Here is a 26966-nt window from a genome sequence, read left to right on the forward strand (position 1 = left end):
CCGGTGCGATCTCCGGCAGCGGCTTGGGCGCGCTCAGTTGAGGCTGCGGCGCCGGCGTCGGCACCGGGGCGCTGAGGTTCTCGCGCGCCGGCTTGCTGCTGCGCTCGGCCGGCGCCGCATCCGGCAGCGTGCGCAGCACCGGCGGCGGGGGCAGCTCGACCGGCGGGGCGGGGGCCTCGGGCTCGGGCGGGGGCGTGGCGATCGGTGGCAGCGTGGGCAGCGATTTCAGCGGCTCGGCGGCGGGGCGCGTGGCGGCGGGCTGGACCCGTGTCACGGCCGGTTGGGGCTTCTCGATGGGTTCGGGCAGGGTCTGCAGCCGCGGCGCAGGCTCGGCCTCTCCTGAAGACTCGGCGGCTCCTTCGGACTGCACGCCCGGCGTGGCCCGCCAGCGGCCGAGCTCCGCAGCGCCGGGCTGCTCGGTCGCCGGGGCCGGTGTGGTGCGCACGGCGCCGCCGTAGCGCCGCTTCGGCGCGGTGCCGGCCGGGCCGGTGTCGACGTCGGGCGTTGCGGCCGGCGCTGGCGGCACAGGCGGCGCCGGTTCGGCGGCCTTGGGCCCGCTCAGTGTGACCTCCAGCCGCCCCCACACGCCTTCGCCCGGCAACGCACTGCCGCCCGGCGCAGTGCCGACCAGCAACACCAGCCACAGGTGCAGCAGCATCGCCAGCAGCAGCGCCGGCCCGAGCCGCCCCGGTGGCAGCGGCGACGGCGGCCAGACGCTGATGCGCGGGGCGCGCAGCGCGAGCAGGCTCATGGGCCCGGCTGCTCCTGCAGGTAACGCTCGCGCAGCTCGCGCTTGAGCACCTTGCCGATGGCGCTGCGTGGCAGCTCGTCGATGCTGCGCAGGTCCGACAGGCGCTGAGTCTTCCCGACCCGTTCGTTGAGCCAGGCGCGCAGCTCGAAGTCGCTGGCCTGAGCGCCCGGCCGGCGCACGACATAGGCCACCGGCGTCTCGCCCCAGATGTCGCTGGGCGCGCCGATCACGGCTACATCGGCCACGGCGGGATGCTCGCGCAGCTGCGCCTCCAGGTCGCTCGGGTAGATGTTGAAGCCGCCCGAGATGATCATGTCCTTCTTGCGGTCGGACAGGATCAGGAAGCCGTCCTCGTCGAAGCGGCCGACGTCGCCGGTGCGGATGAAGCGCTTGCCGTCCGGCGCGAACCACTCGGCCTCGCGGGTCTTGTCCGGCTGGCCGTGGTAGCCGTGCATCATCGCGGCCGAGTGGCCGACGACCTCGCCGGCGAGGCCGTGCCCGGCCAGCTCCACGCCCTCGTCGTCGATCAGCCGGATGTCGTGGCCCTCGGCCGGCCGCCCGACCGTGTGCAGCTTGTCCGGATGCAGGTGGGCTTCGAGGATGCAGGTGCCGCCGCCTTCGGTCATGCCGTAGAACTCCACCAGGCCACCCGGCCAGCGGGCCAGCACGTCGGCCTTCAGCGCCGCATTGAAGGGCGCGCTGGTGCAGAACTTGGCGACATAACTGCCCAGTTCATGGGTATCGAAATCGGGCCGCGCCATCAGGCGCTGGTACTGCACCGGCACCAGCATCGTGTGGGTGATGCGGTGTTCCTGCGCCAGTTCCAGGTAGCGGCCCGCATCGAACTTGCCCATCAGGTGCACGGTGCCGCCGAAGGCCAGCGTGGGGAAGAAGACCACCAGGGTGGTGTTGGAGTACAGCGGCGTGGCCAGCAGCGTGCGGGTGTCGGGCCCGTAGCCGTACTTCGCGCCGCGGGCCACGTGCTGCCAGCGCATGCCGTGCGGCTGCACGATGCCCTTGGGTGCGCCGGTGGTGCCGGAGGAATAGATGATGTTGAACGGGTGCCCCGGGCCCGGCGAGACCGGCCGCGGCTGTGCTCCCGGCGGCGGCAGCCAGGCGTCCAGCGCATCGATGTCCAGCACGCGCAGCCCGGCTGGCGCCAGCCCTGCGGCCGAGGCGTCGGCGAACAGCAGCCGTGCCTGCGCGTCGGCCAGCATGCCGGCGAAGGCCTGCGGCGTCACCGAGGTGGCCAGCGGCGCCACCACCACGCCGGCCCGCAGTGCGCCCAGGAACAGCGCGGCCTGCATCGGGGTGGACAGGCCCGCCAGTGCGATCGCGTCGCCGGGCTCGATGCCCTCGCGCAGCAGCGCGGCGGCGATGCGGTCCATCAGCGCATCGAGCGCGGCATAACCCAGAGTTTCGACGCCATCCTGGGCCAGCGCGGGGTGGTCGGGCCGGCGTGCCGCATGCTCGCGGATCAGGTCGGAGATCAGGCGGAAGTCGGCATCGCTCATGGCGCGTTTTTACCAGCCCGGTGATCAGCGCGGCGCCGTGTAGCTGATTCGATAGATCGCGCCGGCGCGGTCGTCGCTCACCAGCAGCGAGCCGTCCGGCAGCGGGGCCACGTCGACCGGACGGCCGCGGTAGTCGCCCTTGTCGTCGAGCCAGCCTTCGGCGAAGACCTCGGTGTGGTCGGCCGTGCCGTCCGGCTTCAGCGCGGTGAACATCACGCGGGCGCCGACCGGTTGCCGGCGGTTCCAGGAGCCGTGCTGGGCCGAGAACAGGCCGCCGCGGTAGTGCGCGGGGAACATGCTGCCGGTGTAGAAGGCCAGTCCCAGGTCGGCGGCGTGGGCGGTGGTGCGCACCTGCGCCTCGGTGATGTTGGGCGGCAGCGGGTCCTTGTCGTAGCCCTGCTCGGTGATGCGGACCTTGCCCTCCACCCAGGGGTAGCCGAAGAACTGGCCGGCCCGGGTGGCGCGGTTGATCGAACCTTCCGGGATGTCCTCGCCCATGCCGTCGGTCTGGTTGTCGGTGAACCAGAGGCTGCCGTCCTTCGGGTTGAACTCGATGCCGACCGAGTTGCGGATGCCGTCGGCATAGACCTCGCGCCCGGCGCCGTCGGCGGCGCCCATGCGCACGATGCCGCCGATGCCCCATTGCTTGTACAGCGCCAGCTTCTCGCGCGGCGGGACGTTGTAGGGCTGGCCCAGGGCGATGTAGAGGCGGCCGTCAGGGCCGACGCGGCAGACGCGGGCGCCATGGTTCCCCGATTCCTCGACGGGCGGGATCAGCCGGCCCTGCGCCACCACCTGGGTCGGCACCGCGCTGCCGGGGGCGAAGCGCAGCACGCGGTTCAACTCGGCCACGATCAGGCTGCCGTCGCGGTCCAGGCAGACGCCGTTGGGCATCTTGAAGGCCACGTCGGGGGCGAAGCGCTGGGCAGCCACCCGGCCGTCGGCGCCTCGCGCCAGTGTCCAGACCGCATCGGCCTTGCGGGTGCCGACGAAGACCATGTCCTTGCCCACGGCCATGTGGCGCGCATCCGGGACCATCGCATAGAGCTCGATCCTGAAGCCGGGCGGCAGCTTGATGTGGGGCAGCACCTCGCTGGCCACGTCGGCGCGTGCCGCCGTCGCGATGGCCAGCAGGAGCAGGGAAGCAGCGGCCGCCCTCATGGCGCCGGGCGCGTCGGCACTGTCGCGCTGCAGACCTCGATGTGCTCCGGGCTGTGCACGAACCAGCCGCCGCGGTGGCGGCGGGCGTCCAGCAGCTTCGGCCAGGTCTTGCTCTCGGTGCGCAGCACCTGCAGGCGCGGGCGCTCGGCCTCGGGCATGTCGGCCAGCAGGCGCACGCGGCGGATCTCGGTGCGCTGCTCGGGCTGCTCGTAGAAGCCCATGTTCGGGCCGCCGCGCGGCAGGCTGGCGAGCAGCTCGATGCCCTGCAGCACGCGGCCGACGACGGTGATGTTCAGGTCCAGCCCGCGCGGCGCCTGGCCGATCACGGCGTAGAGCTCGGCGCCGGTGCTGGAGTCCACCTCGTTGCCGCGGCCCGCGCCGACCATGCCGTAGCAGTGGGCCAGCCAGGCTTGGCCGGTCTTCGGGCTGGCGGCCACCGGGAAGCCGTCGACGAAGCCGGTCACCGGCGCCCAGCCGTCCACGTCGGGCAGCTTCTTCAGCGGCAGGCCCTTCAGCGGGATCGAGAACTCGGCCGGGATCTTCGCATCGGCCTTGCCCAGCGGCTTGGCCTTGGCCGGATCATCGCTGTCCGGGTCGCCCCACTGGGCGACGAAGTTGTCCTGCACGCGGACGATGGACAGGCCGTCGTAGAAGCCCTCGTGCGCCATCGCGCGGATGTTGGCCGCGTGCCTGGGCGCGAAGCGCGGGGCCAGCTCGATCAAGACCTGACCCTGGGCCAGGTCCATCAGGATCGTGTTGTCGGGGTCGAGATTGCGCCAGTCGGCGTCGGGGGCGGCCTTGATGATCTCGGCGCTGCTGGCGGGCTGGGTCTTGGCGGGCTTCTTGGGCAGGTGCTTGGCCGCGAGGGCGGGCAGGGCGGCGGCCAGCACGAGGGCGGCCACTAACGTCTTCTTCATGCGGGGTCTCCTTGTGGGGCGGGAGGATAGACCAGCGGAGCGGGAGGCCTCTCTACAATGCCGAAATGTCGTTTGTTCACCTGCGCACCCATACCGAATTTTCCGTCGTCGACGGCACCCTCCGCGTCGACGACGCCGCCGCGGCGGCCGCCAAGGACGGCCAGGTCGCCCTGGCCATCACCGACCTCGCCAACCTGTTCGGCGGGGTCAAGTTCTACAACGCCTGCCGCAAGAAGGGCGTCAAGCCCATCCTCGGCGCCGACTGCTGGCTGGAGCCCGAGGGTTCGGACAAGAACCCCACCCGCATCCTGCTGCTGGTGCAGGACTCGCAGGGCTACCTGAACATCTCCGAACTGCTCTCGCGCGCCTGGATCGACAACGTCCAGCGCAACCAGGCCTGCCTGAAGTGGGAATGGCTGCAGGAGCTGAACGCGGGCTTGATCTGCCTGTCCGGTGCGCAGTTCGGCGGCCTGGGCCAGGCCCTGCTGATGGGCGACAAGGCGCGGGCGACAGACTGGGCGCAGCGCTTCGCCGAGGTGTTCCCGGGCCGCTTCTACATCGAGCTGCAGCGCGCCGGCCTGCCCGGCCAGGAGGCGCTGGTGCAGGCCAGCGTGCCGCTGGCGGCCGAGCTGGGCCTGCCCGTGGTGGCCACCCATCCGATCCAGTTCCTCAGCGAGGACGAGTACGGCGCCCACGAGGCCCGCGTCTGCATCGCCGACGGCGAGACGCTGGCCAACCCGAAGCGCATCAAGCGCTTCCTGCCGGGCCAGTATTTCCGCGACCAGCAGACGATGGAGAAGCTGTTCGCCGACATCCCCAGCGCCATCGAGAACACGGTCGAGATCGCCCGCCGTTGCAGCCTCTCGCTGGTGCTGGGCAAGCCGCAGCTGCCGGACTTCCCGACCCCGATCCTGGAAGACGGCACGGCGATGCCGATGGACCAGTATTTCCGCGAGCTGTCCTTCGACGGCCTGGAGGAGCGGCTCGCGCTGCTGTACCCGGACGCGGCCAAGCGTGACGCTGAACGTCCGCGTTATGTGGAGCGCCTGGAGTTCGAGCTGAACACCATCATCAAGATGGGCTTCCCGGGCTACTTCCTGATCGTGTCGGACTTCATCCGCTGGGCCAAGAACAACGGCTGCCCGGTCGGCCCGGGCCGGGGCTCGGGCGCCGGCTCGCTGGTGGCCTACGCGCTGTCGATCACGGACCTGGATCCGCTCAAGTACGCGCTGCTGTTCGAGCGCTTCCTGAACCCGGAGCGGGTCTCGATGCCCGACTTCGACATCGACTTCTGCCAGGGCAACCGCGACCGCGTCATCGAATACGTCAAGGACAAGTACGGCCGCCCCGCGGTGAGCCAGATCGCCACCTTCGGCACGATGGCGGCCAAGGGCGCGCTGCGCGACATCGGCCGCGTGCTGGGCATGGGCTTCGGCCATGTGGACTCGATCGCCAAGCTGGTGCCGGCGCCGCCCGGCAAGACGGTGACGCTGGCCCCGCTGCCGGACGACTTCGACCCCGCCAAGGCCAAGATGATCTACGCCCGCCACGAGGCGCCGGAGATCGGCGAGCGCGAGCAGGCCGACGAGGAGGTGGCCGCGCTGCTGTCGCTGGCCACGCAGGTCGAGGGCACCGTGCGCTCGATCGGCATGCACGCCGGCGGCGTGCTGATCGCGCCTGGCAAGATCACCGACTTCTGCCCCCAGTACCAGCAGCCCGGCTCCACCAGCGCGGTCAGCCAGTACGACAAGGACGACGTGGAGGCCATCGGCCTGGTGAAGTTCGACTTCCTGGGCCTGGCCACGCTGACCATCATGGAGATGGCCAAGGAGTTCATCGTCGCGCGGCATCCGGCGCAGAAGGACTTCGCCTTCGAGACCATCCCGCTGGACGACCGGCGGACCTACAAGCTCTTCAGCGACGGGCTGACCGAGTCGGTGTTCCAGTTCGAATCCCCCGGCATGCAGAAGATGCTGAAGGACGCGAAGCCCTCGCGGCTGGAGGACCTGATCGCGCTGAACGCGCTGTACCGCCCGGGCCCGATGGACCTGATCCCGGACTTCGTCGCCCGCAAGCATGGCAAGGAGAAGCCGGTCTACCCGCATCCGCTGGCCGAGCCCGTGCTGTCCGAGACCTTCGGCATCATGGTCTACCAGGAGCAGGTGATGCAGACCGCCCAGGTGCTGGGCGGCTACAGCCTCGGCGGCGCGGACATGCTGCGCCGCGCGATGGGCAAGAAGAAGGCCGACGAGATGGCCGCGCACCGCGAGCTGTTCCGCAAGGGCGCGGCGGTGAACGGCATCGAGCAGGACCATGCGGACCGCATCTTCGACGAAATGGAGAAGTTCGCGGGCTACGGCTTCAACAAGTCGCACGCCGCTGCCTACTCGCTGCTGGCCTATCACACCGGCTGGCTGAAGGTGCACTTCACCGCGGAGTTCTACGCGGCGAACATGACCATCGAGTCGGACGACACCGACAAGCTAAAGGTGCTGCTGAACGACGCCAAGCTGTTCGGCATCGAGTTCGAGGCGCCCAACATCAACCTGGGCGTGCACCGCTTCGAGCCGCTCTCCGACAAGAAGATCAACTACAGCCTCGGCGCGGTGAAGGGCTCGGGCGTCAACGCGATCCATGCGATCGTGGCGGCGCGCAAGGCGGGCGGCCCGTTCAAGAGCTTCTTCGACTTCTGCGCGCGGGTGGACCGCAAGCAGGTCAACAAGCGGGTGGTGGAGGCGCTGATCAAGGCTGGCGCCTTCGACTGCCTGGAGACCAACCGCGCCAGCCTGCTGGCCAGCGTGGGCCTGGGCTTCAGCTTCGCGGACAAGCTGAGCCAGGACGCGGACCAGGGCGGCCTGTTCGACTTCGACGACGGCGCCCACGGCTCGTCGACGGCCGAGCCGCCGCTGGTCGAGACGCCGCTGTGGAGCATCAAGGAACAGCTGTCGATGGAGAAGACCGCGATCGGCTTCTTCCTCTCCGGCCATCTGTTCGACCAGAGCGGCGAGGAAGTTCGCCGCATGGTCCGCCGCCGCATCGTCGACGCGCAGGACAGCCGCGAGCCGGTGATGCTGGCCGGCATCGTCGGCGACATGCGCGTGATCAACGGCAACCGCGGCCGCGTGGCGATCTTCAAGCTCGACGACAAGACCGACGCGATCGAGGCGGTGGCCAACGAGGAACTGATCAACACGCACAAGGAACTGCTGAGCGAGGACGAGCTGATCATCGTCAGCGGCAAGGTGCAGAACGACCGCTTCTCGGGCGGCCTGCGGCTGACGATCCAGCAGGTCTGGTCGCTGACCGCGGCGCGGGCGCGCTTCGGCAAGTACTTCTACGTGCCGGTGCGCGGGGCTGCCGTGCCGCCGCTGAAGGAGATCGTCGGCCAGTGGCCGGCCAAGAAGATCGAGACCGACGAGGGCGTCATCACGCAAGGCCTGCGAGTGATGACGCACCACTTCCTGAACGGCGCCAACGGCGTCGAGGGGAAGGCCGAGTTCAAGATCGAACTCGGCGAGGCGAGCAAGTTCTGGCCCTGCGACGAGGCGCTGGCGACGCTCTCGACCGCGGTGGCGCAGGCGCAGATCGTCTACGAGTGAGGGGCGCCGGCTCCGGCAGGCGCCTCGTGCGCTTCCAGCCACGCCCACTCCTCGTCGGAATAGAGGCGCGAACGGGTCAGGAAGCGCAGCCCGGTCGGCCCCTCCAGCGAGAACATGCCGCCGCGGCCGGGCACCACGTCGATGATCAACTGCGTGTGCTGCCAGTACTCGAACTGCGGCCCGCTGATCCAGAAGGGCATGCCGCCGATCTCGCCCAGCAGGCGGTCGTAGTCGCCGACGATGAACTCGCCGCGCGGATAGCACATCGGCGCGCTGCCGTCGCAGCAGCCGCCGGACTGGTGGAACAGGACCGCGCCGTGGTCGGCGACCAGCCTCGCGATGAGGTCGGTCGCCGCCTCGGTCGCCGTCACGCGGGCGACCGTGTCCATCGTCAGAAGAAGCCCAGCTTGTTCTCGCTGTAGCTCACCAGCAGGTTCTTCGTCTGCTGGTAGTGGTCCAGCATCATCTTGTGGTTCTCCCGCCCGATGCCCGACTGCTTGTAGCCGCCGAAGGCCGCATGCGCCGGATACTGGTGGTAGCAGTTGGTCCACACGCGGCCGGCCTGGATGCCCTTGCCCATGCGGAAGGCCGTGTTCATGTCGCGGCTCCACACGCCGGCGCCGAGGCCGTAGAGCGTGTCGTTGGCGATGGACAGCGCCTCCTCCTCGTCCTTGAAGGTCGTCACCGAGACGACCGGGCCGAAGATCTCCTCCTGGAAGATGCGCATCTTGTTGTGGCCCTTGAACACCGTGGGCTTCACGTAGTAGCCGCCTTCGAGATCGCCGCCGAGGCGGTTGCGCTCGCCGCCGGCCAGCACCTGCGCGCCTTCCTGGCGGCCGATGTCCAGGTAGGAGAGGATCTTCTCCAGCTGCTCGCTGGAGGCCTGCGCGCCGATCATCGTCTCCATGTCCAGCGGGCTGCCCTGCTTGATCGCGGCCACGCGCTTCAGCGCCCGCTCGATGAAGGCCTCGTAGATCGATTCCTGGACCAGCACGCGGCTCGGGCAGGTGCAGACCTCGCCCTGGTTCAGCGCGAACATCGCGAAGCCTTCCAGCGCCTTGTCGAAGAAGGCGTCGTCCTTGCTCATCACGTCGGCGAAGAAGATGTTCGGGCTCTTGCCGCCCAGTTCCAGCGTGACCGGGATCAGGTTCTGGCTGGCGTACTGGCTGATCAGCCGGCCGGTGGTGGTCTCGCCGGTGAAAGCGATCTTGCCGATGCGGTTGCTGGACGCGAGCGGCTTGCCGGCTTCCAGGCCGAAGCCGTTGACGATGTTGAGCACGCCCGGCGGCAGCAGGTCGCCGATCAGCTCGGTCAGCACGAGGATGGAGACCGGCGTCTGCTCGGCCGGCTTGATGACCACGCAGTTGCCTGCGGCCAGCGCCGGGGCCAGCTTCCACACGGCCATCAGGATCGGGAAGTTCCAGGGAATGATCTGGCCCACGACGCCGATCGGCTCGTGGAAGTGATAGGCGTAGGTCTGGTCGTCGATCTGGCTGATGCCGCCTTCCTGCGCGCGCACGCAGGCCGCGAAATAGCGGAAGTGGTCGACCGCCAGCGGCAGGTCGGCGAAGGTGGTCTCGCGGATCGGCTTGCCGTTGTCCCAGGTCTCGGCGGCGGCCAGCATCGGCAGGTTCTGCTCCATGCGGTCCGCGATCCTGTTCAGGATGTTGGCGCGCTCGGTGGGCGAGGTCCTGCCCCAGGCGGCGCGGGCCTTGTGCGCGGCGTCGAGCGCACGGTCGACGTCCTCCGCAGTGGAGCGCGGGATCTCGCAGAAGGCGCGTCCGGTGACCGGCGTGATGTTCTCGAAATACTGGCCGCCGCTGGGCGCCACCCATTCGCCGCCGATGAAGTTGCCGTAGCGCTTCTTGAAGTTGACGGCGGTTCCGAATTTGCCGGGTTCGAGCATGTCCATCTCTTGTCTCCTTGGTTGACGCCACGACGCGCGGCGTTCGAAGGGGACCGTTTGCAAGCAGCGCGCCAGGGCCGCCTGCCGGCATTTCCAGCAGAAGCTGTCACTTTCTGCGACGTATCTGCCGGAATATGACGATGGACTGTTGCATCCTGCCACAGCGACCGGGCCGCGGAGCGCTTGCCGGAACAGCGTCGCAGTTCGGCGATGATTGCCCGTCATGCAAGCTTCCGCCGCCGAGCCCCGCGCCGCACCCACCGGTCTGATCCTGACCGGCGGTGGTGCCCGCGCCGCCTACCAGATCGGCGTGCTGGCCGCGATCGCGCAGCTGCGGCGCGACGCCGGCGTCGCGGGCGGCAGCAACCCCTTCCCGATCATCGCCGGCACCTCGGCCGGGGCGATCAACGCCGCCACCATCGCCTGCCAGGCGGACGACTTCGATGCCGCCGTCGACGGGCTGATGTACCTCTGGCAGAACATCCACGTGGACCAGGTCTACGCCGCCGACTCGCTGGGCGTGATCCGCACCGGCGCGCGCTGGGTCACGCTGATGAGCCTGGGCTGGGCGCTGGCCCGCTGGACCCGCTCCCACCCGACCAGCCTGCTGAACAACGCACCGCTCGGTGAACTGCTGCGCCGCTGGGTGCGGCTGGACCGGCTGGAGGCGATGCTGAACGCCGGCCACATGCAGGCACTGGCGATCAGCGGCTCCAGCTACAGCTCGGGCCAGCATGTCACCTTCTTCCAGGCCCGCGAGGAGGCCCAGCCCTGGCAGCGCTCGCAGCGCCTGGCGGTGCGCGCCCGGCTCAGCACAGAGCACCTGCTGGCCTCGGCCGCGATCCCCTTCATCTTCCCGGCGCAGCTGCTGGAGCTGGACGGCCAGGCCGAATGGTTCGGCGACGGCTCGATGCGCCAGAGCGCGCCGATCTCGCCGGCGGTGCACCTGGGCGCCGAACGCATCCTGGTGATCGGCGCCGGCCGCATGAGCGAGCCCGGCGACCGGCGCGCGCCCACGACCACCGGCCACCCGAGCCTCGCGCAGATCGCCGGCCATGCGCTATCCAACATCTTCCTGGACGCACTGGCGGTGGACATCGAACGGCTTCAGCGCGTCAACAACACGCTGGGCCTGCTGCCGCCCGAGCTGCGCGCACGCACGCCGCTGCGGCCGATCGAGGTGCTGGTGATCGCGCCCAGCCGGCGCATCGACGACCTCGCGGCCGAGCACCAGGCCAGCCTGCCGCCGGCGATGCGGGCGATGCTGCGCGGCGTCGGCGGCTCCGGGGCGGGCGGCGCGGCGCTGACGAGCTATCTGCTGTTCGAGCCGCCGTTCACCAACGAGCTGATCAACCTGGGCATGAGCGACACGCTGGCGCGGCGCAGCGAGGTGCAGCGCTTCTTCGGCTGGCCGGCGGAGGCGCCGGTGAACGACCCGGCCGCGCGGCGGCGGGCGAGTCAGGCGGCGTAGCCGAGGCCGTTCACGCGCAGGCCCTGGTCCGACAGGCGCTGCGCGAGCTTGGGACCGATGCCGGCGACGCGCCGGTGCAGGTCGGCCCAGTCATCGAAAGGCCCGGCGGCGCGCGCCGCCAGGATGCGTTCGGCCAATGCCGGCCCGATGCCGGGCAGCGATTCCAGCTGGGCACGGCTGGCGCTGTTGATCTCCAGTTCAGCCGCGACGGCCGTGAGCGGCGGCAACGCCAGCAGCATCAGGAGGCCACGGCGCCGCATCACCGATCACTCCCCGTTCTGCGCCCGCACCATCGCGGCGTAGGCGCCATCCCGCTCAAGTAACTGGTTATGCGAGCCGCTCTCGATCAGCCGGCCCTGGCCCATCACGTGGATCGCGTCGGCGCTGCGGATCGTGGACAGGCGGTGGGCGATGACGATCAGCGTCTTGCGGCCCTGCCACTGTTCCAGCGCCTGCTGGACGGCGCGCTCGCTCTCGGTGTCCAGCGCCGAGGTGGCTTCGTCGAACACCCAGACCGGCGCGTCCTTGTAGAGGGCGCGGGCGATCGCCAGGCGCTGGCGCTGGCCGCCGGAGAGCTTGCTGCCGTTGGCGCCGACGGGGGTGTCCACGCCCTGCGGCAGGGTCTGAACGAAGTCCCACAGGTGGGCGGCGCGCAGCGCCTGCTCCAGCCGCGCCGGGTCGAGTGGCTGGGCATAGGCGATGTTCTCGGCCACCGAGGTGTCGAACAGCACGATGTCCTGCGAGACCACCGCGAACTGGCGGCGCAGGCTCGCCTTCTTCAGCGCATGGATGTCGGTCCCGTCGAGCAGGATGCGGCCGGAGTCGGGCTCGCCGAAGGCCAGCAGCAGGTGGACGATCGAGCTCTTGCCGGCGCCGGAAGCGCCGACCAGCGCCGTCGTGTGGCCGGCGGCGAAGGTCAGCGAGAGGCCGTCCAGCGCCGGGCGCTCGGCGCCCTCGTAGCGCAGGCTGACGTCCTCCATGCGGATCTCGCCGGGGCCGTGCGTCGTCAGCTCGATCGTGCCGGTGTCGCGCTCCTGCGGCATGTCCAGCATGCTCAGGCAGCCGCGGGCGATCACCAGCGCATTGGTGATCGGCTGGGCCAGGTCGGAGAGATGGCGCAGCCGCGAGCTCAGCAGCAGCAGCGCGGTGACGAAGGCGGCGAACTCGCCCACGCCGGTGTTGGCCTTGCGCGCCTGCAGCAGGGCCAGGCAGATGATCAGCGACAGGCCGATGCTCATGATGAACTGCGACAGCGGCTGGGTCAGCGCGCCGGCGGCGTTGGTCTTGAGCGTGTTGCGCTGGACCTCCTTGGCGCGCTCGCCGAAGGATTCGCGCTCGTGCTCGGCCGCATCGAAGCTGCGCACCACGCGCCAGGCGCGGGTCACGTCGTCCACCTTGTTGACCAGCTGCAGCTGCGCGTCGTAGGTGCGCGTGCCCATCTGGCGCACGCGCGAGTTGACCTTGCGCACGACCACCGCCATCACCGGCGTGGTGACCATCGACAGCAGGGTCAGCTGCCAGTTCAGGTAGAACAGGTAGAACAGCATGGCGAGGGCCGGCAGGCCGTCGCGCAGGATGTTGATCACCGTGTTGCCCAGCAGGGCCAGGATCTGCTGCGGGTCGTTGACGACCTTGGTCACCGCGGTGCCGGGCTGCAGGCTGGTGAACACGCGGGCGTCGGCGCGCAGCAGCGCATCGAGCAGGGCCGCGCGGAAGTCCATCACGCTGCGCGACAGGGTCCAGTTGAACAGGTACTGGCCGAGGAAGGAGAACAGGCCGCGCAGCGCATAGAGGCCCACCAGCACGACCGGCACCCACCAGACGGCGAAGGAGTCGCGGGAGAAGCCCGTACCGAAGACGGTCTCGATCAGCTTGGGAATCAGCGGTTCGGTGAGGGCGGCGCCGAGGTAGGCCAGCACGGTGAGCAGCAGGCCCAGCTGGTGCGGCTTGACGAAGCGGACCAGGCGCAGCGCGATCTGCCGCAGCGGAACCTCGTTGTTGGGAGCGGGAGTCATAACCGGCCATTGTCGCCGGACTTCCCCGACCGCTTCCTACAATGAGGGCATGAACCTGGAACCCCGGTCGGAGCCTGCAGCTCAAGACCTGACCCCGCGCCGGCGCGTGATGCACTTCGTCACCGGCGGCTTCTCCGGCGCCACCACGGTGGCGGCCGACCTGGCGCTGGCCTCGCTGGCCGGCACGCGGGTGGAGCCGGTCCTGGTGCTGCGCCGCAAGCGCCATACCGACCTGAGCCGGGTCCATGCGCTGCGCGAGCGCGGGCTGCCGGTCTATTTGCTGCCGGGCTGGTCGCGCATCGCCACCGTGCTGGCGCTGAAGCGGCTGTGCCTGGAGCTGAAGCCGGACGTCCTGGTGGCCCATGGCTTCCCCGAGCATGTGCTGGGCCGCTATGCGGGCTGGCTGGCGGGCGTGCCGCGGCTGATCCAGGTGGAGCACAACACGCGGGAGCGCTACTGGCCCTGGTCGCGCGCCTTCTCGCGCTGGCTGGCGGCGCGCTCGGCGCGGCTGGTGGGCGTGTCCGAGGGCGTGCGGCGCCGGCTGGTCGAGCTGGGCATGCCGGAGGCGCTGACGATGGCGATCCCGAACGGCATCCCGCTGCAGCGCTTCGAGGTGGAGCCGCCGCCGATGGAGGAGCGGGAGCCCGGCATCGTGATGTCGGCCCGCTTCGCGCGGCAGAAGGACCAGCCGACGCTGATCCGCGCGCTGGCCTTGCTGAAGGAACGCGGCCTCACGCCGTCGCTGCAATTCGCGGGCTCGGGCAAGGCCAGCGCGCGTCGCGTGGCCGAGGCGCTGGTGACGCGGCTCGGGCTGGATGCGCAGGTGCGCTTCCTCGGCCATCACAAGGACATGCCGGGCCTGCTGCGCAGCCAGCGCATCTTCGTGCTCGCGACGAACTGGGAGGGCATGCCGCTGGCGCTGGTGGAGGCGATGGCGGCCGGCTGCGCCTGCGTGGCCAGCGCGGCGCCGGGCGTGGAGGGCGTGTTCGAGGACGGCGTCAGCGGCCTGCTGGTGCCGCCGGGCGATGCGAAGGCGCTGGCCGATGCGCTGGAACGGCTGCTGCGCGAGCCCGAGCTGGCCGCGCGGCTGGGGGCGGCGGCGCGGGCGCATGCGCTGCAGCACCACGGCATGCCGACGATGCTGCGCCGCTATGAGGACCTGATGGTCTCGGTCTGAATTGCCCCTGGATAATGCCGCGATGGATTCGCAAATCATCGAGATCGACAGCATCACCGACTGGGCCGGCGCACGCAGCGAGCCCGCCTGGATCGCGGGCCTGGAAGCCGGCAAGGTGCTGTACTTCCCGCAGCTGGCCTTCCAGCTGACCGAGGCCGAGAAGCCGCTGCTGACCCCGGACATCCGCGATCCCAAGACGCGCAACATCAGCCTCAATGCCGACGGCAGCTTGAAGGGGGCGCTGGGCGACGAAGCCACGCAGCAGGCGCTGGCGACCATGGTTTCGCGCTTCCGCACGCAGGCCCGCGGCCTCGTCGACGCGCTGCTGCCCAAGTACGGCCCGGCGCTGCGCATGGCGCCCACCAGCTACCGGCCCAGCCAGGTCGAGACGCGCGCCCAGTCCTGGCGCGCCGACGACCGCCGCCTGCATGTGGATGCCTTCCCCTCGCGGCCCAACTACGGCGAGCGCATCCTGCGCGTGTTCACCAACGTCAACCCGGACGGGGCGCCGCGGGTCTGGCGCGTGGGCGAATCGTTCGAGGCGGTGGCGCGCCGCTTCGTGCCCCGCGCCAAGCCCTATTCGGCCTGGCAGGCGAAGGCGCTGAAGGCGCTGCACGTGACCAAGTCGCTGCGCAGCGAGTACGACCACCTGATGCTGCAGCTGCACGACGGCATGAAGTCCGACCCCGACTACCAGCGCGAGGCGCCGCAGCAGCAGGTGCCGTTCCCGCCGGGGTCGACCTGGGTCTGCTTCTCCGACCAGACCTCGCATGCGGTGATGTCGGGCCAGTACATGCTGGAGCAGACGCTGCACCTGGCGGCGGACAAGCAGTACGACACGACGGCCAGCCCATTGGGCATCCTGCAGCGGCTTACCGGGCGGACGCTCGTCTGAGCCACAGGGCCAGCTGCAGCCAGCGCAGCAGGCGGCCGCGGCGCAGGTAGCCGCGCAGCAGTTCGCCCGGCGCGAGCGGCGACGAGGCCTCGAACTGGCGGCGAAAGCGCTGCGCCAGTTCGGGCGTCATCAGTCCTAACTTCCCGGCCCGACGGACTGCGCGCAGCAGCGTGCGCGCGCAGTAGTGGGCGATCTCGAAACGGGTGTCGGCACTGCGCTCCTGCACCAGCGCGCCGTAGCCGACCAGCGCTTCCATCCAGTCGTCCAGCCGCTTGGCATCCAGCGTGGCCAGCGCGCTGCCGCCGCGCTGGCGGTAGGCGATCCAGACCTCGCCGACGTGGACATGGCGCTGGACCGCCAGCATCAGCCGCGGGTACAGCGCCTGGTCCTCGAAGATGCGGCCCTCGGGAAAGCGCAGCGCGGCCGGCCAGATCGCGCGGCGGATCACCTTGGACCAGCCGTGCCACTGGCCGTGGGTGAACAGGCCCTGCAGCAGATGGTCGCGGTCGGTGTCGGGCGTGCCGGCGGGCAGGGTGTCGGCGAAGCTTGGCACATGGGCGTAGCGGGGGCGCTGCTGGTTCGAGCCGTCGTCGAAGGCGCGGAAGTCGCACATGACGAGATCAGGCTGCTGCGCGGCGATCAGCGCCTTCAGCCGCGGCAGCACGCCGGCCTCCATCAGGTCGTCCGGGTCGACGAACCAGAGGTAGTCGCCTCGCGCGGCATCGAGCAGGCGGTTGCGGGTGCCGCTGATGCCGAGATTGCGCTCATTGCGCAGCAGGCGCACGCGGCCCGGATGCTGGGCGGCGAGCGCCTCGACCCGCGCAGCCGAGCCGTCCGGCGAGGCATCGTCGCAGAAGACCAGCTCCACGCCCTCGTCGGCCTGCGCCAGGATCGAAGCCGCGCAGTCCTGCAGCCAGGCCTCGACCTTGTAGGCCGGCAGCAGGATGCTGAGCCAGCAGCCGCCGTTCGTCATCGGCGCAGGTCGAGCAGGCGCGCGACGATGCTGCTGTCGATCCAGCGCCCCTGGGCGAGGTTGCGGGCGACCACGTCCCGGTCGCCCCCGCGCAGCTTGATCAGCACCGGCAACCGGCGCGGCGCCGGCACCAGCGCCAGGCGCGCGAACAGGTGGCGCTTGCGCCAGCCGACGCCGGCCAGGAAGGCGAAGGCGGTGTCCTCGGCGCGCTGCAGGCTGAGTGCATAGGCGCGCGGCTGGTCGTCCAGCAGCCGGGCCGCGCAGACGTGCATCAGCAGGTAGCGCTGGGCCGAGTCGCCCAGGCCCTGGACGATGCGCGCGTGGCGGCCCTCGCTGCGCAGCTGGTCCAGGTAGGCCTCGGCGCCGATGTCCAGCGCGCGGTCGAACTCGTCGGCCAGCGCGCGCGCGAAGGCGCCGCCCGGCACCGACGCCATGAACCAGTTCTCGACGATCGGATCGTCCAGCCGCTGCGTGTAGCGTCCGATGTAGAAGCCGACGTATTCGCGGCCCTGCTGCGTGTTGCGCTCGTGCACCCAGGCGAGGTCGCGGCTCAGGATCGTCGAGGCGTCCACCCAGATGCCGCCATGGCGCGCCAGCAGATGGATGCGCAGCCAGTCGGCCTGGCGGTAAGGGGGCAGGCTGGCGAAGTCGGAGCGGACCTCGTCGGCCGGGATCCACTGCAGCATCGACTGCGGGCAGAGCAGCTGGAGTTCATGGTCCGGCGCCATGCGCTGCCAGTTGGCCAGGCACTGGGCGACGAAGGGCGGAGGCGCCTCGTGCCAGTAGGTCCACAGCCGCTTGGGGATCGTCGCGCTGGTGGACGGGCCGGGCGTGCTGACCTCGTGCACCTCGCGCGGCGCGCGAGCCATCAGCACGGCCAGCACCTCGCGGGCCAGCAGCAGCAGGACCAGCGCGAATACGGCCAGCAGCGCGAGCGTGGCCGTGCTCATTCGCGCCAGTGCTCGGCAATCCAGGGGGCGGGGCGGGCCTTGCGCCAGTTGCCGTTGCTGCGGCCGGCCAGCGCGTCCGGCGGGTTCATCACGCCGTGGAAGATCAGGATGCGGGCGCCGGCGGGGATGAAGGGCTCGCGGAAGAAGTTCAGCGGCCAGCGCGGCACGCAGTGGTACTTCCAGCTCGCGCACCAGGCATCGTCCCAGTACTGCAGCAGGCCCTGCTTGTGCAGTTCGTCCGAGAGATAGGCCTGCTCGTTGCGGAATTCCTTGCGCAGAGCTTCGTGTTCGCGGCGGAACTTGTCCAGCACGTCGGCATGGGCGCCGATCTTGAAGCGGTAGACCGAGGAGTTGCCGGTGACGCGCCAGGGCCGCTTCCAGTCATGGATGATCAGGAACTTGCCGGGCACCTCGAAGAAGGGCGTGATGTCGTCGACGATCACGACGTCCAGGTCGAGGAACAGGGCCGTGCCCTTGAGGCCGTAGAGATCGGCCTCGAAGGTGGTGAGCTTCTTCCAGGCACCGTCGCGCTTGGCCTCGGCGATGTTCATCTCCGGGATCGGGAAGCACTGCACCTCGGCGCGGATGCCCTCGGTGCGGTCGGTCAGGCAGACGAAGGTGAAATCGCCCTTCAGATGGCGGCGCACCATCGCATAGAGGCGGTTGACGTACTCGGGGCCGTACTTGGTGCCCCATTTCATGCACAGGATGTGCCGCTGCTGATCAGAGTTCTTCGACATGGCGGGGCGGGTAGCTGTCCCAGGTGAGGCAACCGGGGCATTGCCAGAAATAGTGGCCGGCCTCGAAGCCGCAGGCGGCGCAGCGGTAGCGCTGCAGCGGCCGGGCGGCGCGGTCCAGCGCGGTGTTGACCAGCGGCGCTTCCTCGTCGGCGAGCTTGCCGTTGCTGAGCTGCAGCAGGCTGCGGGCGGCGGAGAGGGTCGGCTGTGCGCGCAGGTGACTCGTTATTCGAGCGCGCTGGTGGTTGGCGGCGGGGTCGAGCTTGTCGATGGCCAGCAGCAGGTCCAGGCCGGGTGCGCGCTGGTACTGCGTGGTGAGCAAGGCCAGCGCCCGCTCGCCCTGGCCGGCGGCGAGCGCGGTGTCCGCGTAGTCGCAGGCGACCAGGTTGAAGGCGGCCGGGTTGACGGAGAGCAGCTCCGCATAGGCCGCCATCGCCGCCTCGTGCTGCTGCTGGCGGGCCAGCAGCTGGCCTTCCAGCACATGGGCGCGGGCGGCCTCCGGCGCGACGGCGCGGGCCTCGGCGAGCAGCTTGCGGGCTTCCTCGTCGTCGTGGCGGCCCTGGGCTTCCAGCGCCAGTTCGCAGAGGTAGTGGGCGATGCGGGTGGCGAAGGAGGCGGTGCCGCCGGCCTCCAGGCGGCGCGCCACCTCGACCGCCTTGCGCCATTCGCGCGAGCGTTCGAACAGCGACAGCAGCGCGAGCTGCGCCTCGTTCTCGAAGGGCGTGCCGTGCAGCGCCTCGTAGGCGGCTTCGGCGCGGTCGAACAGGCCGGCCTTGAAGAAGTCCTGCGCCAGCGCGTGCTGGGCGCGTTCGCGTTCGGCCTTGGGCAGGTCGCCGCGCGACAGCAGGTGCTGGTGCACGCGCACCGCGCGCTCGTACTCACCGCGGCGGCGGAACAGGTTGCCCAGGGCGAAGTGCAGCTCGGAGGTCTCGGAGGCGTCGTTCTGCACCGCCTCGATGAAGGCGTCGATGGCCTTGTCCTGCTGTTCGTTGAGCAGCAGGTTCAGGCCCTTGAAGTAGGCCTTGGGCCCATCGCGCTGCTCGCGCTTCCACTGCCGGGTGTCCAGCTTGGAAGCAAGCCAGCCCAGCGCGAAGGCCACCGGCAGCACGATCAGCAGCCAGCGGGGATCAAATTCCATCGTAGGGCATCGTCGGGTTGGAGACGGCAGGCTGCGGCGGCAGGGCGGCGGCGTCATCGGCGGATTCGGGCACCGTGCGGCGCGCGATGCGGCGATGCTTCCACCAGGCCGGCACCATCGCCAGCACGCCCAGGGCGCAACCGAAGCCGAAGGCCACCAGCACCACGATCACCAGCGGCGCGCGCCAGGACTGGCCGAAGAACCAGCGCACGATCACCTCGTGGCTGTTGTTCAGCGCGAAGGCGAACAGGGTGAAGAAGAGAAAGGCGCGAAAGGCCCAGACGAGGATCCGCATCCGCGGATTCTAGGTCGGGCGCAGGGCGCTCAAAGGCAAAGTCGGCGCTACAAATCAGACCGACGACGAGTCGATCGGCGCACGGGCGTCGACCGCCTCGCGCAGCGCCTTGCCGGGCTTGAAGTGCGGCACCAGCTTCTCGGGAATCAGCACCTGCTCGCCGCTGCGCGGGTTGCGGCCCATGCGGGGCGGGCGGCGGTTGACCTGGAAGCTGCCGAAGCCGCGGATCTCGATGCGGTGGCCCTTGGCCAGCGCGTCGGACATCGCGTCCAGGATGGTCTTGACGGCGAACTCGGTGTCGCGCTGGGTCAGCTGCGGAAATCGATCGGCCAGCAGGGCGACGAGGTCGGAGCGGGTCATGTTTCGTGTGAGCGTCAGAAGTGAAAAGGCTCGCCCTCGAACGAGTGGCGAGCCTCCATCGTCGAGGCGGGCCCTTGCGAGCCCACCCCGGCAGGATAACAACGATTTAGTTGTTGCCCTGGTCCAGCTTGGCGCGCAACAGGGCGCCCAGGCTGGTCGTGCCGGCGTTCTCGCGCTCGTTCTGAGCGGAGATGCGCTGCATGGCTTCCTGGTTGTCCGCGTTGTCCTTGGCCTTGATGGACAGCTGGATGTTGCGGGTCTTGCGGTCGATGTTGATGATGACCGAGGTGACCTCGTCGCCTTCCTTCAGCACGTTGCGGGCGTCTTCCACGCGGTCGCGGGAGATTTCCGAAGCGCGCAGGTAGCCGACGATGTCTTCGCCCAGGTCGATCTCGGCGCCACGCGCGTCAACCGACTTGACCTTGCCGGTCACCGACATGCCGCGGTCGTTGACCGAGGTGTAGGTGGTGAACGGGTCGCTGTCCAGCTGCTTGATGCCCAGCGAGATGCGCTCGCGCTCGACGTCCACGGCCAGAACGATGGCTTCGACTTCCTGGCCCTTCTTGAAGTTGCGCACGGCAGCTTCGCCAGTCTCGTTCCACGACAGGTCGGACAGGTGCACCAGGCCGTCGATGCCCTGGGCCAGGCCCACGAACACGCCGAAGTCGGTGATCGACTTGACCGGGCCCTTGACGCGGTCGCCGCGCTTGACGTTCTCGGCGAACTCTTCCCAGGGGTTGGCCTTGCACTGCTTCATGCCCAGGGAGATGCGACGCTTGTCTTCGTCGATTTCCAGGACCATGACTTCGACTTCGTCGCCCAGGGAGACGATCTTCGAAGGAGCGACGTTCTTGTTGGTCCAGTCCATTTCGGAGACGTGCACCAGGCCTTCGATGCCCGGCTCGATCTCGACGAACGCGCCGTAGTCGGCGATGTTGGTGACCTTGCCGAACAGGCGGGTGCCGGTCGGGTAGCGGCGCGAAACGCCGAACCACGGGTCGTCGCCCAGCTGCTTCAGGCCCAGCGAGACGCGGTTCTTCTCGGCGTCGAACTTCAGGACCTTGGCGGTCAGTTCCTGGCCGACCTGAACCACTTCGCTCGGGTGGCGGACACGGCGCCATGCCATGTCGGTGATGTGCAGCAGGCCGTCGATGCCGCCCAGGTCAACGAAGGCACCGTATTCGGTGATGTTCTTGACCACGCCCTGGACGATCGCGCCTTCCGACAGCGTTTCCAGCAGCTTGGCGCGCTCTTCGCCCATCGAAGCTTCGACCACGGCACGGCGCGACAGCACGACGTTGTTGCGCTTGCGGTCCAGCTTGATGACCTTGAACTCCATGGTCTTGCCTTCGTACGGGCTCATGTCCTTGACCGGACGCGTGTCCAGCAGGGAACCCGGCAGGAAGGCGCGGATGCCGTTGACCAGCACGGTCAGGCCGCCCTTGACCTTGCCCGACACGGTGCCGGTCACGAAGTCGCCGGACTCCAGGGCCGTTTCCAGGCTCAGCCACGAGGCCAGGCGCTTGGCCTTGTCGCGCGACAGGATGGTGTCGCCGTAGCCGTTCTCGATGGCGTCGATGGCCACGGAGACGAAGTCGCCGACCTGAACTTCCAGTTCGCCCTGGTCGTTCTTGAACTCTTCGATGGGCACGTAGGCTTCGGACTTGAGGCCTGCGTTGACGACGACGAAGTTGTGCTCGACGCGGACGACTTCCGCGGAGATCACTTCACCGGCGCGCATGTCGCTCTTCTGGAGCGACTCTTCGAACATCGCGGCAAACGAGTCCATGGTTTGGTTCTGGGACATTGTGTGTTTCCTGTGCGTCGAGCCTGGGCGTCAGGTCGGGCGCTGGTTTGCAGCTTGCGCTGCGGTTAGGTTGTTGAGTTCGCCGCCCTCAGATGAACTGACGTTCGGAGGGAAGGGCGGCGGGCCCTGGCTGCTTACGGCTTAACGCTGTTCCGCAAACGGCCTGCGCTTCTGCCACCAATCGAGCACCAGATCGACCGATTGCTCGATCGTCTGAGCCGAGTTGTCCAGCATCAGCGCGTCCTGCGCGGGGTGCAGCGGCGAGGCCGAACGGGTCTTGTCCCGTGCGTCCCGCGCCTCCAGATCCGCGCGCAAGCTCTCGATATTAGCGGAAATTCCCTTGGAAATCAATTGCTTGTGCCGCCGCTCGGCCCGCGTGGCGGCGCTGGCGGTGAGGAAGACCTTGAGCTGGGCGTCGGGGAAGACGTCGGTGCCCATGTCGCGGCCGTCGGCCACCAGGCCCGGGGCGCGGCGGAAGTCGAGCTGGAGCTGGTTCAACGCGCGGCGCACCGGCGGGTGGGCGGCGACGCGGGAGGCGTTCTGGCCGCTGGTCTCCAGGCGGAGCTCGTCGCTGATGTCCTCGCCGGCGAGGAAGACGCGACCCTGGGCGAAGCGCAGGTCCATGGCGCGGGCGATGGTGGCGACCGCGTTGCCGTCATCGAGATCGACGCCTGCCCGTGACGCGGCCAGGCCGGCGGCGCGGTACAGCGCGCCGGAGTCCAGCACCGCATAGCCGAGCTTGTGGGCCACCTCGTCGGCCAGCGTGCCCTTGCCGGAGGCGGTGGGGCCGTCGATCGTCAGCACGGGGATGTCGCTGACGCTGGCGCTGACCAGGTCGAACAGTGTCTCGAAATACTCGGGGAAGGTCTTGGCGACGCAGGCCGGGTCCTCGATCCGCACCGGCACCGGATGCTCGGTGACGAGGCCGTTGAAGGCGGCCAACGAGAAGCACATCGCGACGCGGTGGTCGTCGTAGGTGTGGATGGAGGCGGGTTGCCAGGCCTGCAGCGGCTCCACGCGCAGCCAGTCCGGGCCTTCCTCGACGGTGGCGCCGAGCTTGCGCAATTCGATCGCCATCGCGGCGAGCCGGTCGGTCTCCTTGACGCGCCAGCTGGCGATGTTGGTCAGCGTCGTCGGGCCGTCCGCGTAGAGCGCCATCACGGCCAGCGTCATCGCCGCATCGGGGATGTGGTTGCAGTCGAGCGTGATGCCCTTCAGCGGCCAGGCGCCGCGACGGACTTCCAGCCAGTTCGGGCCGGCCTTGACCTCGGCGCCCATCTGCTGCGCCGCCTCGACAAAGCGGACATCGCCTTGCATCGACTCGCTGCCGACGCCTTCGATGCGCAGCGGGCGGTCGACCGCGGCGATCGCGCCCAGCGCGACGAAGTAAGAGGCTGACGACGCATCGCCCTCCACGTGGACATCGCCCGGCGAGCGATAGCGGCTGCCGGCCGGAATCACGAAGCGCTCCCAGCCCTCGCGGCGGACCTGGATGCCGAAGCGCTCCAGCAGCGTCAGCGTGATCTGGATGTAGGGCTTGGAGATCAGCTCGCCGATGACCTCGATCGTGATGTCCCGTTCGGCCACCAGCGGCAGGGCCATCAGCAGCGCGGTGAGGAACTGGCTCGACACGTCGCCGCGCACCTTGACCGGCGCGTCGAGCTTCAGCGCCGAGGGGCCGGTCAGCTTCAGCGGTGGGTAGCCTTCGTTGCCGAGGCAGGCGATCTCGCAGCCGAGAGCACGCAACGCATCGACCAGGTCGCCGATCGGGCGCTCGTGCATGCGCGGCACGCCGGACAGCTCGAAATCACCACCCTGCGTCGCCGTCAGCAGTGCCAACGCGGCGGTCAGTGGCCGCATCGCCGTACCGGCGTTGCCCAGGAACAGCTTTGCCGCCTGCGTGCCGAGCTTCGCGCCGACGCCGGTGACCCGCAGCACGCCTTTCGACTGCTGCTCGATCACGCAACCGAGCGTGCGCAGGGCCGTCAGCATCACGGCGGTGTCGTCCGAGTCGAGCAGGTCATGGACCGCGGTCGTGCCTTCGGACAGTCCGGCCAGCAGCAGCACGCGGTTGGAAATGCTCTTGGAGCCCGGCAGGCGCACCGTGCCGGCCGCGGCCCGCAGCGGGGGCAGGTCGAGGAAGGGGATCTTGTACATAACTTCTAAATTCAGCGCCGTGGAGCGCCCAAGTGCCAGTTGGCGCGCAGCTCGGAAATCTGCCGGATGCGTTCTTCCAGTGCGACGGCGTCGCCGCTCTGGATCAAGGCTTCCAATCCGTCCAGCGCCTGGCGGAACAGGCGCGACTGCTTCAGCACTTCGTTCTTGTTGGCCATCAGGATGTCGCGCCAGACGGCGGGCTCGCTGGCGGCGATGCGGGTGAAGTCGCGGAAGCCGGTGCCGGCCAGGCTCAGGTAGTCGCGCCCCGCTGGTTGCGCGGCCACCGACTGGAAGAAGGCATAGGCCAGCAGGTGAGGCAGGTGGCTGACGGCAGCGAAGGCGGCGTCATGGTTCTCGGCCGACATCTTCAGCACCTGCGCACCCAGCGCATGCCAGACGTCGGTGGCCTTCTGCACCAGGCTCGGTGTGGTCTCGGGCAGCGGCGTCAGGATCACCTGGCGGCCCCTGTAGAGCTCGGCCTCGGCATGCTGGACGCCGCCGCTCTCCTTGCCAGCGATCGGGTGCGCAGGCACGAAGCCCGGCAGGGCCTTGCCCAGGGCGCGGCGGGCGCCTTCGACCACGTCGCACTTGGTGGAGCCCACGTCCATGAACAGCACGTCGGGCTTCAGCAGGTGGCGCACCGCCTTCATGGTCGATTCGGTCGCGGCGACCGGCACGGCCAGCAGCACGATGTCCGAGCCGGAGACGGCCAGCAGCGCCGACTCGGCGATCACGTCGATCACGCCGAGCTTCTTCGCCGCGTCGGTCGTGGACGGCGACTTGCTGTAGCCGACGACGCGCTTGACCAGCCCGGCCTTCTTCATGGCCAGCGCGAACGAGCCGCCCATCAGGCCGCATCCGATGACGCCCAGCTGCTGGTACATCAGGCTTTCACCGGGTAGGCGCCGATGACCTTGTAGAAGGCGCAGATCTGGCGCAGCTCTTCGAGGGCCGCGGCGACGTTCGGCTGGTTCGGGTGACCGTCAAGGTCGATGTAGAAGTAGTACTCCCACTGGCCGTTGCGGGCCGGGCGCGATTCCAGCCGCGTCATCGACACGCCGTGCACCTTCAGCGGCACCAGCAGGTCATGCATCGCGCCGGGCTTGTTGGGCACCGAGACGACGATGCTGGTGCGGTCGTTGCCGCTGACCGGCGGCAGGGCCATCGTCTGCGGCAGCGTGATGACGGCGAAGCGGGTGCGGTTGTAGGCCTCGTCCTGGACCGCGTGGGCGGTGATGTGCAGGCCGAACAGCGTGGCTGCGCGTTCGCTGGCCAGCGCCGCCCAGGCCGGATTGGTCGCCGCCAGGCGCGCGCCCTCGGCATTGCTGGCGACGGCGCGGCGCTCGGCGTTGGGCAGGTGCTTGTTGAGCCAGTTCTGGCACTGGGCAAGTGCCTGCGGATGGGCCAGCACGGCCTCGATGCCTTCCAGCGAATCGTCCTTGCGCAGCAGGTTGTGCCGGATCAGCAGGCTGACCTCGCCGACGACGTGCGTCGGCGTGTGCAGGAACAGGTCCATCGAGCGGGTGACCACGCCCTCGGTCATGTTCTCGACACCGACGACGCCGTACTGCGCGCTGCCGCTGGCGGTGGCGTGGAAGACCTCGTCGAAGCTGCCGCAATAGATCAGGTCCGCGGCGCCGCCGAAATACTCGATCGCCGCCTGCTCGCAGAAGGTGCCCACCGGGCCCAGCACGGCCACCCGCTGCGGCGATTCCAGCGCCAGGCAGGCGGACATGATCTCGCGCCATATCGAGGCCACATGCTCGCCCTTCAGCGGCCCCGGGTTCGCCGTCTTGATCTTGTTGATGACCTGGGCGACGCGGTCCGGGCGGAAGAAGGCCGTGCCGTCGCGGCGCTTCAGTTCGCCGACCTGCTCGGCCACATGGGCGCGTTCGTTCAGCAGCGTCAGCAGTTGCTTGTCCAGCGAGTCGATCTGCTGGCGCAGCGCCAGCAGCTCCGGCGTGGCGACCGGTTCGGGTGTCGGGGAAGGGAGGGAGGAGGCGTCCTCAGCCATGATGCTTCTCGAAGTCCTGCAGGTAGTTGACGAGGGCTTGCACGCCCTCCAGCGGTATCGCGTTGTAGATCGATGCCCGCATGCCTCCCACCGACTTGTGGCCCTTGAGTTGCAGCAGTCCGCGTTCCCTGGCGCCAGCCAGGAAGGCGTCGTTCAGGCGTTCGTCCCTCAGGTAGAAGGGGACGTTCATGCGCGAGCGGCAATCGGCCGGCACGCGGTTCTCGAACAGGTGCGAGGCGTCGAGCGCCCCGTAGAGCAGCCGCGCCTTGTCGACGTTGCGCTGCTCGATGGCAGCCACGCCGGTCTTGCCGGCATAGCTGAAATCCTTGAGCCACTGGAACACCAGGCCGGCGATGTAGATGCCGTAGGTGGGCGGCGTGTTGAACATCGAGTCGGCGGCGGCGACGGTGGCGTAGTTGAAGGCGCTGGGGCAGATCGGCAGCGCGCGGCCCAGCAGGTCCTCGCGCACGAAGACCAGGGTCACGCCGGCCGGGCCGACGTTCTTCTGCGCGCCGGCGAAGGCGAGGCCCACGCGGCTCCAGTCGATGAAGCGGGACAGCACGTGCGACGAGCAGTCCACCACCAGCGGCACCTCGCCATCGAGCCGGGGCAACTCATGGAACTCGATGCCGTCGATCGTCTCGTTGGAGCAGATGTGCAGGTAGTCGGCATCGGAGCGGCGCTGCCACTGCGCGGACGGCACGAAGCCTTCGGCGACGACCTTCACGTCGGCATAACGCGCCGCCTCGACGGCACTCTTCTTCGACCAGGAGCCGCTCACCACCACGTCCACCTTGCCCGTGCGGGCCAGGTTCATCGGGACTATGGCGTTCTCGCCGAGCCCGCCACCCTGCATGAACAGGATGCGGAACTCGGGAGGCACCGCCAGCAGGTCGCGCAGGTCGCGCTCGGCCGCCTCGTAGATCGAGATGAACTCACGCCCGCGGTGGCTCATCTCCATCACGCTCATGCCGGAGCCGTGCCAGTCCAGCATCTCGGCGGCGGCCTGGCGCAGGACCTCCTCGGGCAGCGCCGCGGGGCCGGCGGAGAAGTTGTACGGGCGTTGGCTCATCGGACCTCGGGACTGCCTGGTGCTGTGCTGTGTGCTTACTTGGTCTTGGCGGGGGCC

At 69.3% G+C, this 26966-nt stretch carries 22 protein-coding genes and 1 pseudogene; 4 read left to right on the forward strand and 19 right to left on the reverse strand.

Annotated features, from left to right (window positions below):
• From B0W88_RS13710 to B0W88_RS13725, 4 genes and pseudogenes are all read right to left on the reverse strand, one after another.
• A pseudogene (locus tag B0W88_RS13710) lies at positions 1–751 on the reverse strand (hypothetical protein); the annotation flags it as partial.
• Positions 748–2265 (reverse strand): class I adenylate-forming enzyme family protein, encoded by a 1518-nt coding sequence (locus tag B0W88_RS13715; RefSeq protein WP_077035218.1) that lies wholly within the window; start codon positions 2263–2265, stop codon positions 748–750. The gene B0W88_RS13715 and the pseudogene B0W88_RS13710, both read right to left, overlap by 4 nt.
• Positions 2266–2289: 24 nt before the next feature.
• Positions 2290–3426 carry a sorbosone dehydrogenase family protein gene (locus B0W88_RS13720; protein WP_077035219.1) on the reverse strand — a complete coding sequence of 379 codons (1137 nt, stop codon included), beginning with the start codon at positions 3424–3426 and terminating at the stop codon, positions 2290–2292.
• On the reverse strand, positions 3423–4343 hold the full coding sequence (locus B0W88_RS13725; protein WP_077035220.1) for a peptidylprolyl isomerase: 921 nt from the start codon (positions 4341–4343) through the stop codon (positions 3423–3425). Before B0W88_RS13725 ends, B0W88_RS13720 begins: the two co-directional genes overlap by 4 nt.
• A gap of 65 nt (positions 4344–4408) precedes the next feature.
• Here B0W88_RS13725 and dnaE point away from each other — a divergent pair, with 65 nt between their 5' ends.
• Positions 4409–7942, forward strand: a complete 3534-nt coding sequence (dnaE, locus tag B0W88_RS13730) for a DNA polymerase III subunit alpha (protein WP_077035221.1) — start codon at positions 4409–4411, stop codon at positions 7940–7942.
• On the opposite strand, the gene B0W88_RS13735 is transcribed toward dnaE, so the two are convergent.
• Both B0W88_RS13735 and adh read right to left on the reverse strand, forming a co-directional pair.
• Complete coding sequence (locus tag B0W88_RS13735; RefSeq protein WP_077035222.1) at positions 7933–8331, reverse strand: DUF779 domain-containing protein; 399 nt, start codon at positions 8329–8331, stop codon at positions 7933–7935. The genes dnaE and B0W88_RS13735 overlap by 10 nt on opposite strands.
• A gap of 2 nt (positions 8332–8333) precedes the next feature.
• Positions 8334–9854 carry an aldehyde dehydrogenase gene (adh, locus tag B0W88_RS13740; RefSeq protein WP_077035223.1) on the reverse strand — a complete coding sequence of 507 codons (1521 nt, stop codon included), beginning with the start codon at positions 9852–9854 and terminating at the stop codon, positions 8334–8336.
• 217 nt (positions 9855–10071) lie between these two features.
• Here adh and B0W88_RS13745 point away from each other — a divergent pair, with 217 nt between their 5' ends.
• Complete coding sequence (locus B0W88_RS13745; protein ID WP_077035224.1) at positions 10072–11319, forward strand: patatin-like phospholipase family protein; 1248 nt, start codon at positions 10072–10074, stop codon at positions 11317–11319.
• Here the strand turns inward: B0W88_RS13745 and B0W88_RS13750 are convergent.
• The gene (locus B0W88_RS13750; RefSeq protein ID WP_077035225.1) at positions 11307–11579 is read right to left on the reverse strand and encodes a helix-hairpin-helix domain-containing protein; all 273 of its coding nucleotides are present in this window, start codon (positions 11577–11579) and stop codon (positions 11307–11309) included. The two genes, B0W88_RS13745 and B0W88_RS13750, sit on opposite strands and share 13 nt — an antisense overlap.
• Positions 11580–11585: 6 nt before the next feature.
• Positions 11586–13334 (reverse strand): ABC transporter transmembrane domain-containing protein, encoded by a 1749-nt coding sequence (locus B0W88_RS13755; RefSeq protein ID WP_077035226.1) that lies wholly within the window; start codon positions 13332–13334, stop codon positions 11586–11588.
• Positions 13335–13383: 49 nt separating this feature from the next.
• On the opposite strand from B0W88_RS13755, the gene B0W88_RS13760 reads away from it, so the two are divergent.
• Entirely contained in the window at positions 13384–14511 is a 1128-nt protein-coding gene (locus B0W88_RS13760; protein WP_077035227.1) for a glycosyltransferase, read from the forward strand.
• Between the two features lie 22 nt (positions 14512–14533).
• Positions 14534–15406: a Kdo hydroxylase family protein gene (locus B0W88_RS13765; protein WP_077035228.1), complete on the forward strand. Its 873-nt coding sequence runs from the start codon at positions 14534–14536 to the stop codon at positions 15404–15406.
• Here B0W88_RS13765 and B0W88_RS13770 read toward each other — a convergent pair.
• The 11 genes from B0W88_RS13770 to serC form a co-directional block, all read right to left on the reverse strand.
• Positions 15384–16379 carry a glycosyltransferase family 2 protein gene (locus B0W88_RS13770; RefSeq protein ID WP_077035229.1) on the reverse strand — a complete coding sequence of 332 codons (996 nt, stop codon included), beginning with the start codon at positions 16377–16379 and terminating at the stop codon, positions 15384–15386. The two genes, B0W88_RS13765 and B0W88_RS13770, sit on opposite strands and share 23 nt — an antisense overlap.
• The gene (locus tag B0W88_RS13775) at positions 16376–17329 is read right to left on the reverse strand and encodes a glycosyltransferase family 32 protein (RefSeq protein WP_077035230.1); all 954 of its coding nucleotides are present in this window, start codon (positions 17327–17329) and stop codon (positions 16376–16378) included. The genes B0W88_RS13770 and B0W88_RS13775 overlap by 4 nt, the downstream gene beginning before the upstream one ends.
• The gene (locus tag B0W88_RS13780) at positions 17326–18069 is read right to left on the reverse strand and encodes a glycosyltransferase (RefSeq protein WP_077035231.1); all 744 of its coding nucleotides are present in this window, start codon (positions 18067–18069) and stop codon (positions 17326–17328) included. Before B0W88_RS13780 ends, B0W88_RS13775 begins: the two co-directional genes overlap by 4 nt.
• Positions 18053–19204: a lipopolysaccharide assembly protein LapB gene (gene lapB / locus B0W88_RS13785; protein ID WP_077035232.1), complete on the reverse strand. Its 1152-nt coding sequence runs from the start codon at positions 19202–19204 to the stop codon at positions 18053–18055. Before lapB ends, B0W88_RS13780 begins: the two co-directional genes overlap by 17 nt.
• Positions 19194–19499: a lipopolysaccharide assembly LapA domain-containing protein gene (locus B0W88_RS13790; RefSeq protein WP_077035233.1), complete on the reverse strand. Its 306-nt coding sequence runs from the start codon at positions 19497–19499 to the stop codon at positions 19194–19196. Before B0W88_RS13790 ends, lapB begins: the two co-directional genes overlap by 11 nt.
• Positions 19500–19553: 54 nt before the next feature.
• On the reverse strand, positions 19554–19859 hold the full coding sequence (locus B0W88_RS13795; RefSeq protein ID WP_077035234.1) for an integration host factor subunit beta: 306 nt from the start codon (positions 19857–19859) through the stop codon (positions 19554–19556).
• 106 nt (positions 19860–19965) lie between these two features.
• Complete coding sequence (gene rpsA, locus B0W88_RS13800) at positions 19966–21666, reverse strand: 30S ribosomal protein S1 (RefSeq protein WP_077035235.1); 1701 nt, start codon at positions 21664–21666, stop codon at positions 19966–19968.
• Between the two features lie 141 nt (positions 21667–21807).
• The gene (locus tag B0W88_RS13805; RefSeq protein ID WP_077035236.1) at positions 21808–23823 is read right to left on the reverse strand and encodes a bifunctional 3-phosphoshikimate 1-carboxyvinyltransferase/cytidylate kinase; all 2016 of its coding nucleotides are present in this window, start codon (positions 23821–23823) and stop codon (positions 21808–21810) included.
• A gap of 11 nt (positions 23824–23834) precedes the next feature.
• Positions 23835–24707, reverse strand: a complete 873-nt coding sequence (locus B0W88_RS13810; RefSeq protein WP_077035237.1) for a prephenate dehydrogenase/arogenate dehydrogenase family protein — start codon at positions 24705–24707, stop codon at positions 23835–23837.
• The gene (gene pheA / locus B0W88_RS13815; protein ID WP_077035238.1) at positions 24707–25837 is read right to left on the reverse strand and encodes a prephenate dehydratase; all 1131 of its coding nucleotides are present in this window, start codon (positions 25835–25837) and stop codon (positions 24707–24709) included. Before pheA ends, B0W88_RS13810 begins: the two co-directional genes overlap by 1 nt.
• Positions 25830–26909 (reverse strand): 3-phosphoserine/phosphohydroxythreonine transaminase, encoded by a 1080-nt coding sequence (gene serC, locus B0W88_RS13820; protein WP_077035239.1) that lies wholly within the window; start codon positions 26907–26909, stop codon positions 25830–25832. The genes pheA and serC overlap by 8 nt, the downstream gene beginning before the upstream one ends.
• Between the last annotated feature and the right edge of the window lie 57 nt (positions 26910–26966).

Source organism: Pelomonas sp. KK5 (assembly GCF_001984095.1).
Classification (GTDB): domain Bacteria; phylum Pseudomonadota; class Gammaproteobacteria; order Burkholderiales; family Burkholderiaceae_C; genus KK5.

Bases quoted from the DNA above. Each gene is read 5' to 3' on its own strand.
- B0W88_RS13715 (WP_077035218.1), bottom strand. From the start codon at position 2,265: ATGAGCGATGCCGACTTCCGCCTGATCTCCGACCTGATCCGCGAGCAT.
- B0W88_RS13720 (WP_077035219.1), bottom strand. From the start codon at position 3,426: ATGAGGGCGGCCGCTGCTTCCCTGCTCCTGCTGGCCATCGCGACGGCG.
- B0W88_RS13725 (WP_077035220.1), bottom strand. From the start codon at position 4,343: ATGAAGAAGACGTTAGTGGCCGCCCTCGTGCTGGCCGCCGCCCTGCCC.
- dnaE (WP_077035221.1), top strand. From the start codon at position 4,409: ATGTCGTTTGTTCACCTGCGCACCCATACCGAATTTTCCGTCGTCGAC.
- B0W88_RS13735 (WP_077035222.1), bottom strand. From the start codon at position 8,331: ATGGACACGGTCGCCCGCGTGACGGCGACCGAGGCGGCGACCGACCTC.
- adh (WP_077035223.1), bottom strand. From the start codon at position 9,854: ATGGACATGCTCGAACCCGGCAAATTCGGAACCGCCGTCAACTTCAAG.
- B0W88_RS13745 (WP_077035224.1), top strand. From the start codon at position 10,072: ATGCAAGCTTCCGCCGCCGAGCCCCGCGCCGCACCCACCGGTCTGATC.
- B0W88_RS13750 (WP_077035225.1), bottom strand. From the start codon at position 11,579: ATGCGGCGCCGTGGCCTCCTGATGCTGCTGGCGTTGCCGCCGCTCACG.
- B0W88_RS13755 (WP_077035226.1), bottom strand. From the start codon at position 13,334: ATGACTCCCGCTCCCAACAACGAGGTTCCGCTGCGGCAGATCGCGCTG.
- B0W88_RS13760 (WP_077035227.1), top strand. From the start codon at position 13,384: ATGAACCTGGAACCCCGGTCGGAGCCTGCAGCTCAAGACCTGACCCCG.
- B0W88_RS13765 (WP_077035228.1), top strand. From the start codon at position 14,534: ATGGATTCGCAAATCATCGAGATCGACAGCATCACCGACTGGGCCGGC.
- B0W88_RS13770 (WP_077035229.1), bottom strand. From the start codon at position 16,379: ATGACGAACGGCGGCTGCTGGCTCAGCATCCTGCTGCCGGCCTACAAG.
- B0W88_RS13775 (WP_077035230.1), bottom strand. From the start codon at position 17,329: ATGAGCACGGCCACGCTCGCGCTGCTGGCCGTATTCGCGCTGGTCCTG.
- B0W88_RS13780 (WP_077035231.1), bottom strand. From the start codon at position 18,069: ATGTCGAAGAACTCTGATCAGCAGCGGCACATCCTGTGCATGAAATGG.
- lapB (WP_077035232.1), bottom strand. From the start codon at position 19,204: ATGGAATTTGATCCCCGCTGGCTGCTGATCGTGCTGCCGGTGGCCTTC.
- B0W88_RS13790 (WP_077035233.1), bottom strand. From the start codon at position 19,499: ATGCGGATCCTCGTCTGGGCCTTTCGCGCCTTTCTCTTCTTCACCCTG.
- B0W88_RS13795 (WP_077035234.1), bottom strand. From the start codon at position 19,859: ATGACCCGCTCCGACCTCGTCGCCCTGCTGGCCGATCGATTTCCGCAG.
- rpsA (WP_077035235.1), bottom strand. From the start codon at position 21,666: ATGTCCCAGAACCAAACCATGGACTCGTTTGCCGCGATGTTCGAAGAG.
- B0W88_RS13805 (WP_077035236.1), bottom strand. From the start codon at position 23,823: ATGTACAAGATCCCCTTCCTCGACCTGCCCCCGCTGCGGGCCGCGGCC.
- B0W88_RS13810 (WP_077035237.1), bottom strand. From the start codon at position 24,707: ATGTACCAGCAGCTGGGCGTCATCGGATGCGGCCTGATGGGCGGCTCG.
- pheA (WP_077035238.1), bottom strand. From the start codon at position 25,837: ATGGCTGAGGACGCCTCCTCCCTCCCTTCCCCGACACCCGAACCGGTC.
- serC (WP_077035239.1), bottom strand. From the start codon at position 26,909: ATGAGCCAACGCCCGTACAACTTCTCCGCCGGCCCCGCGGCGCTGCCC.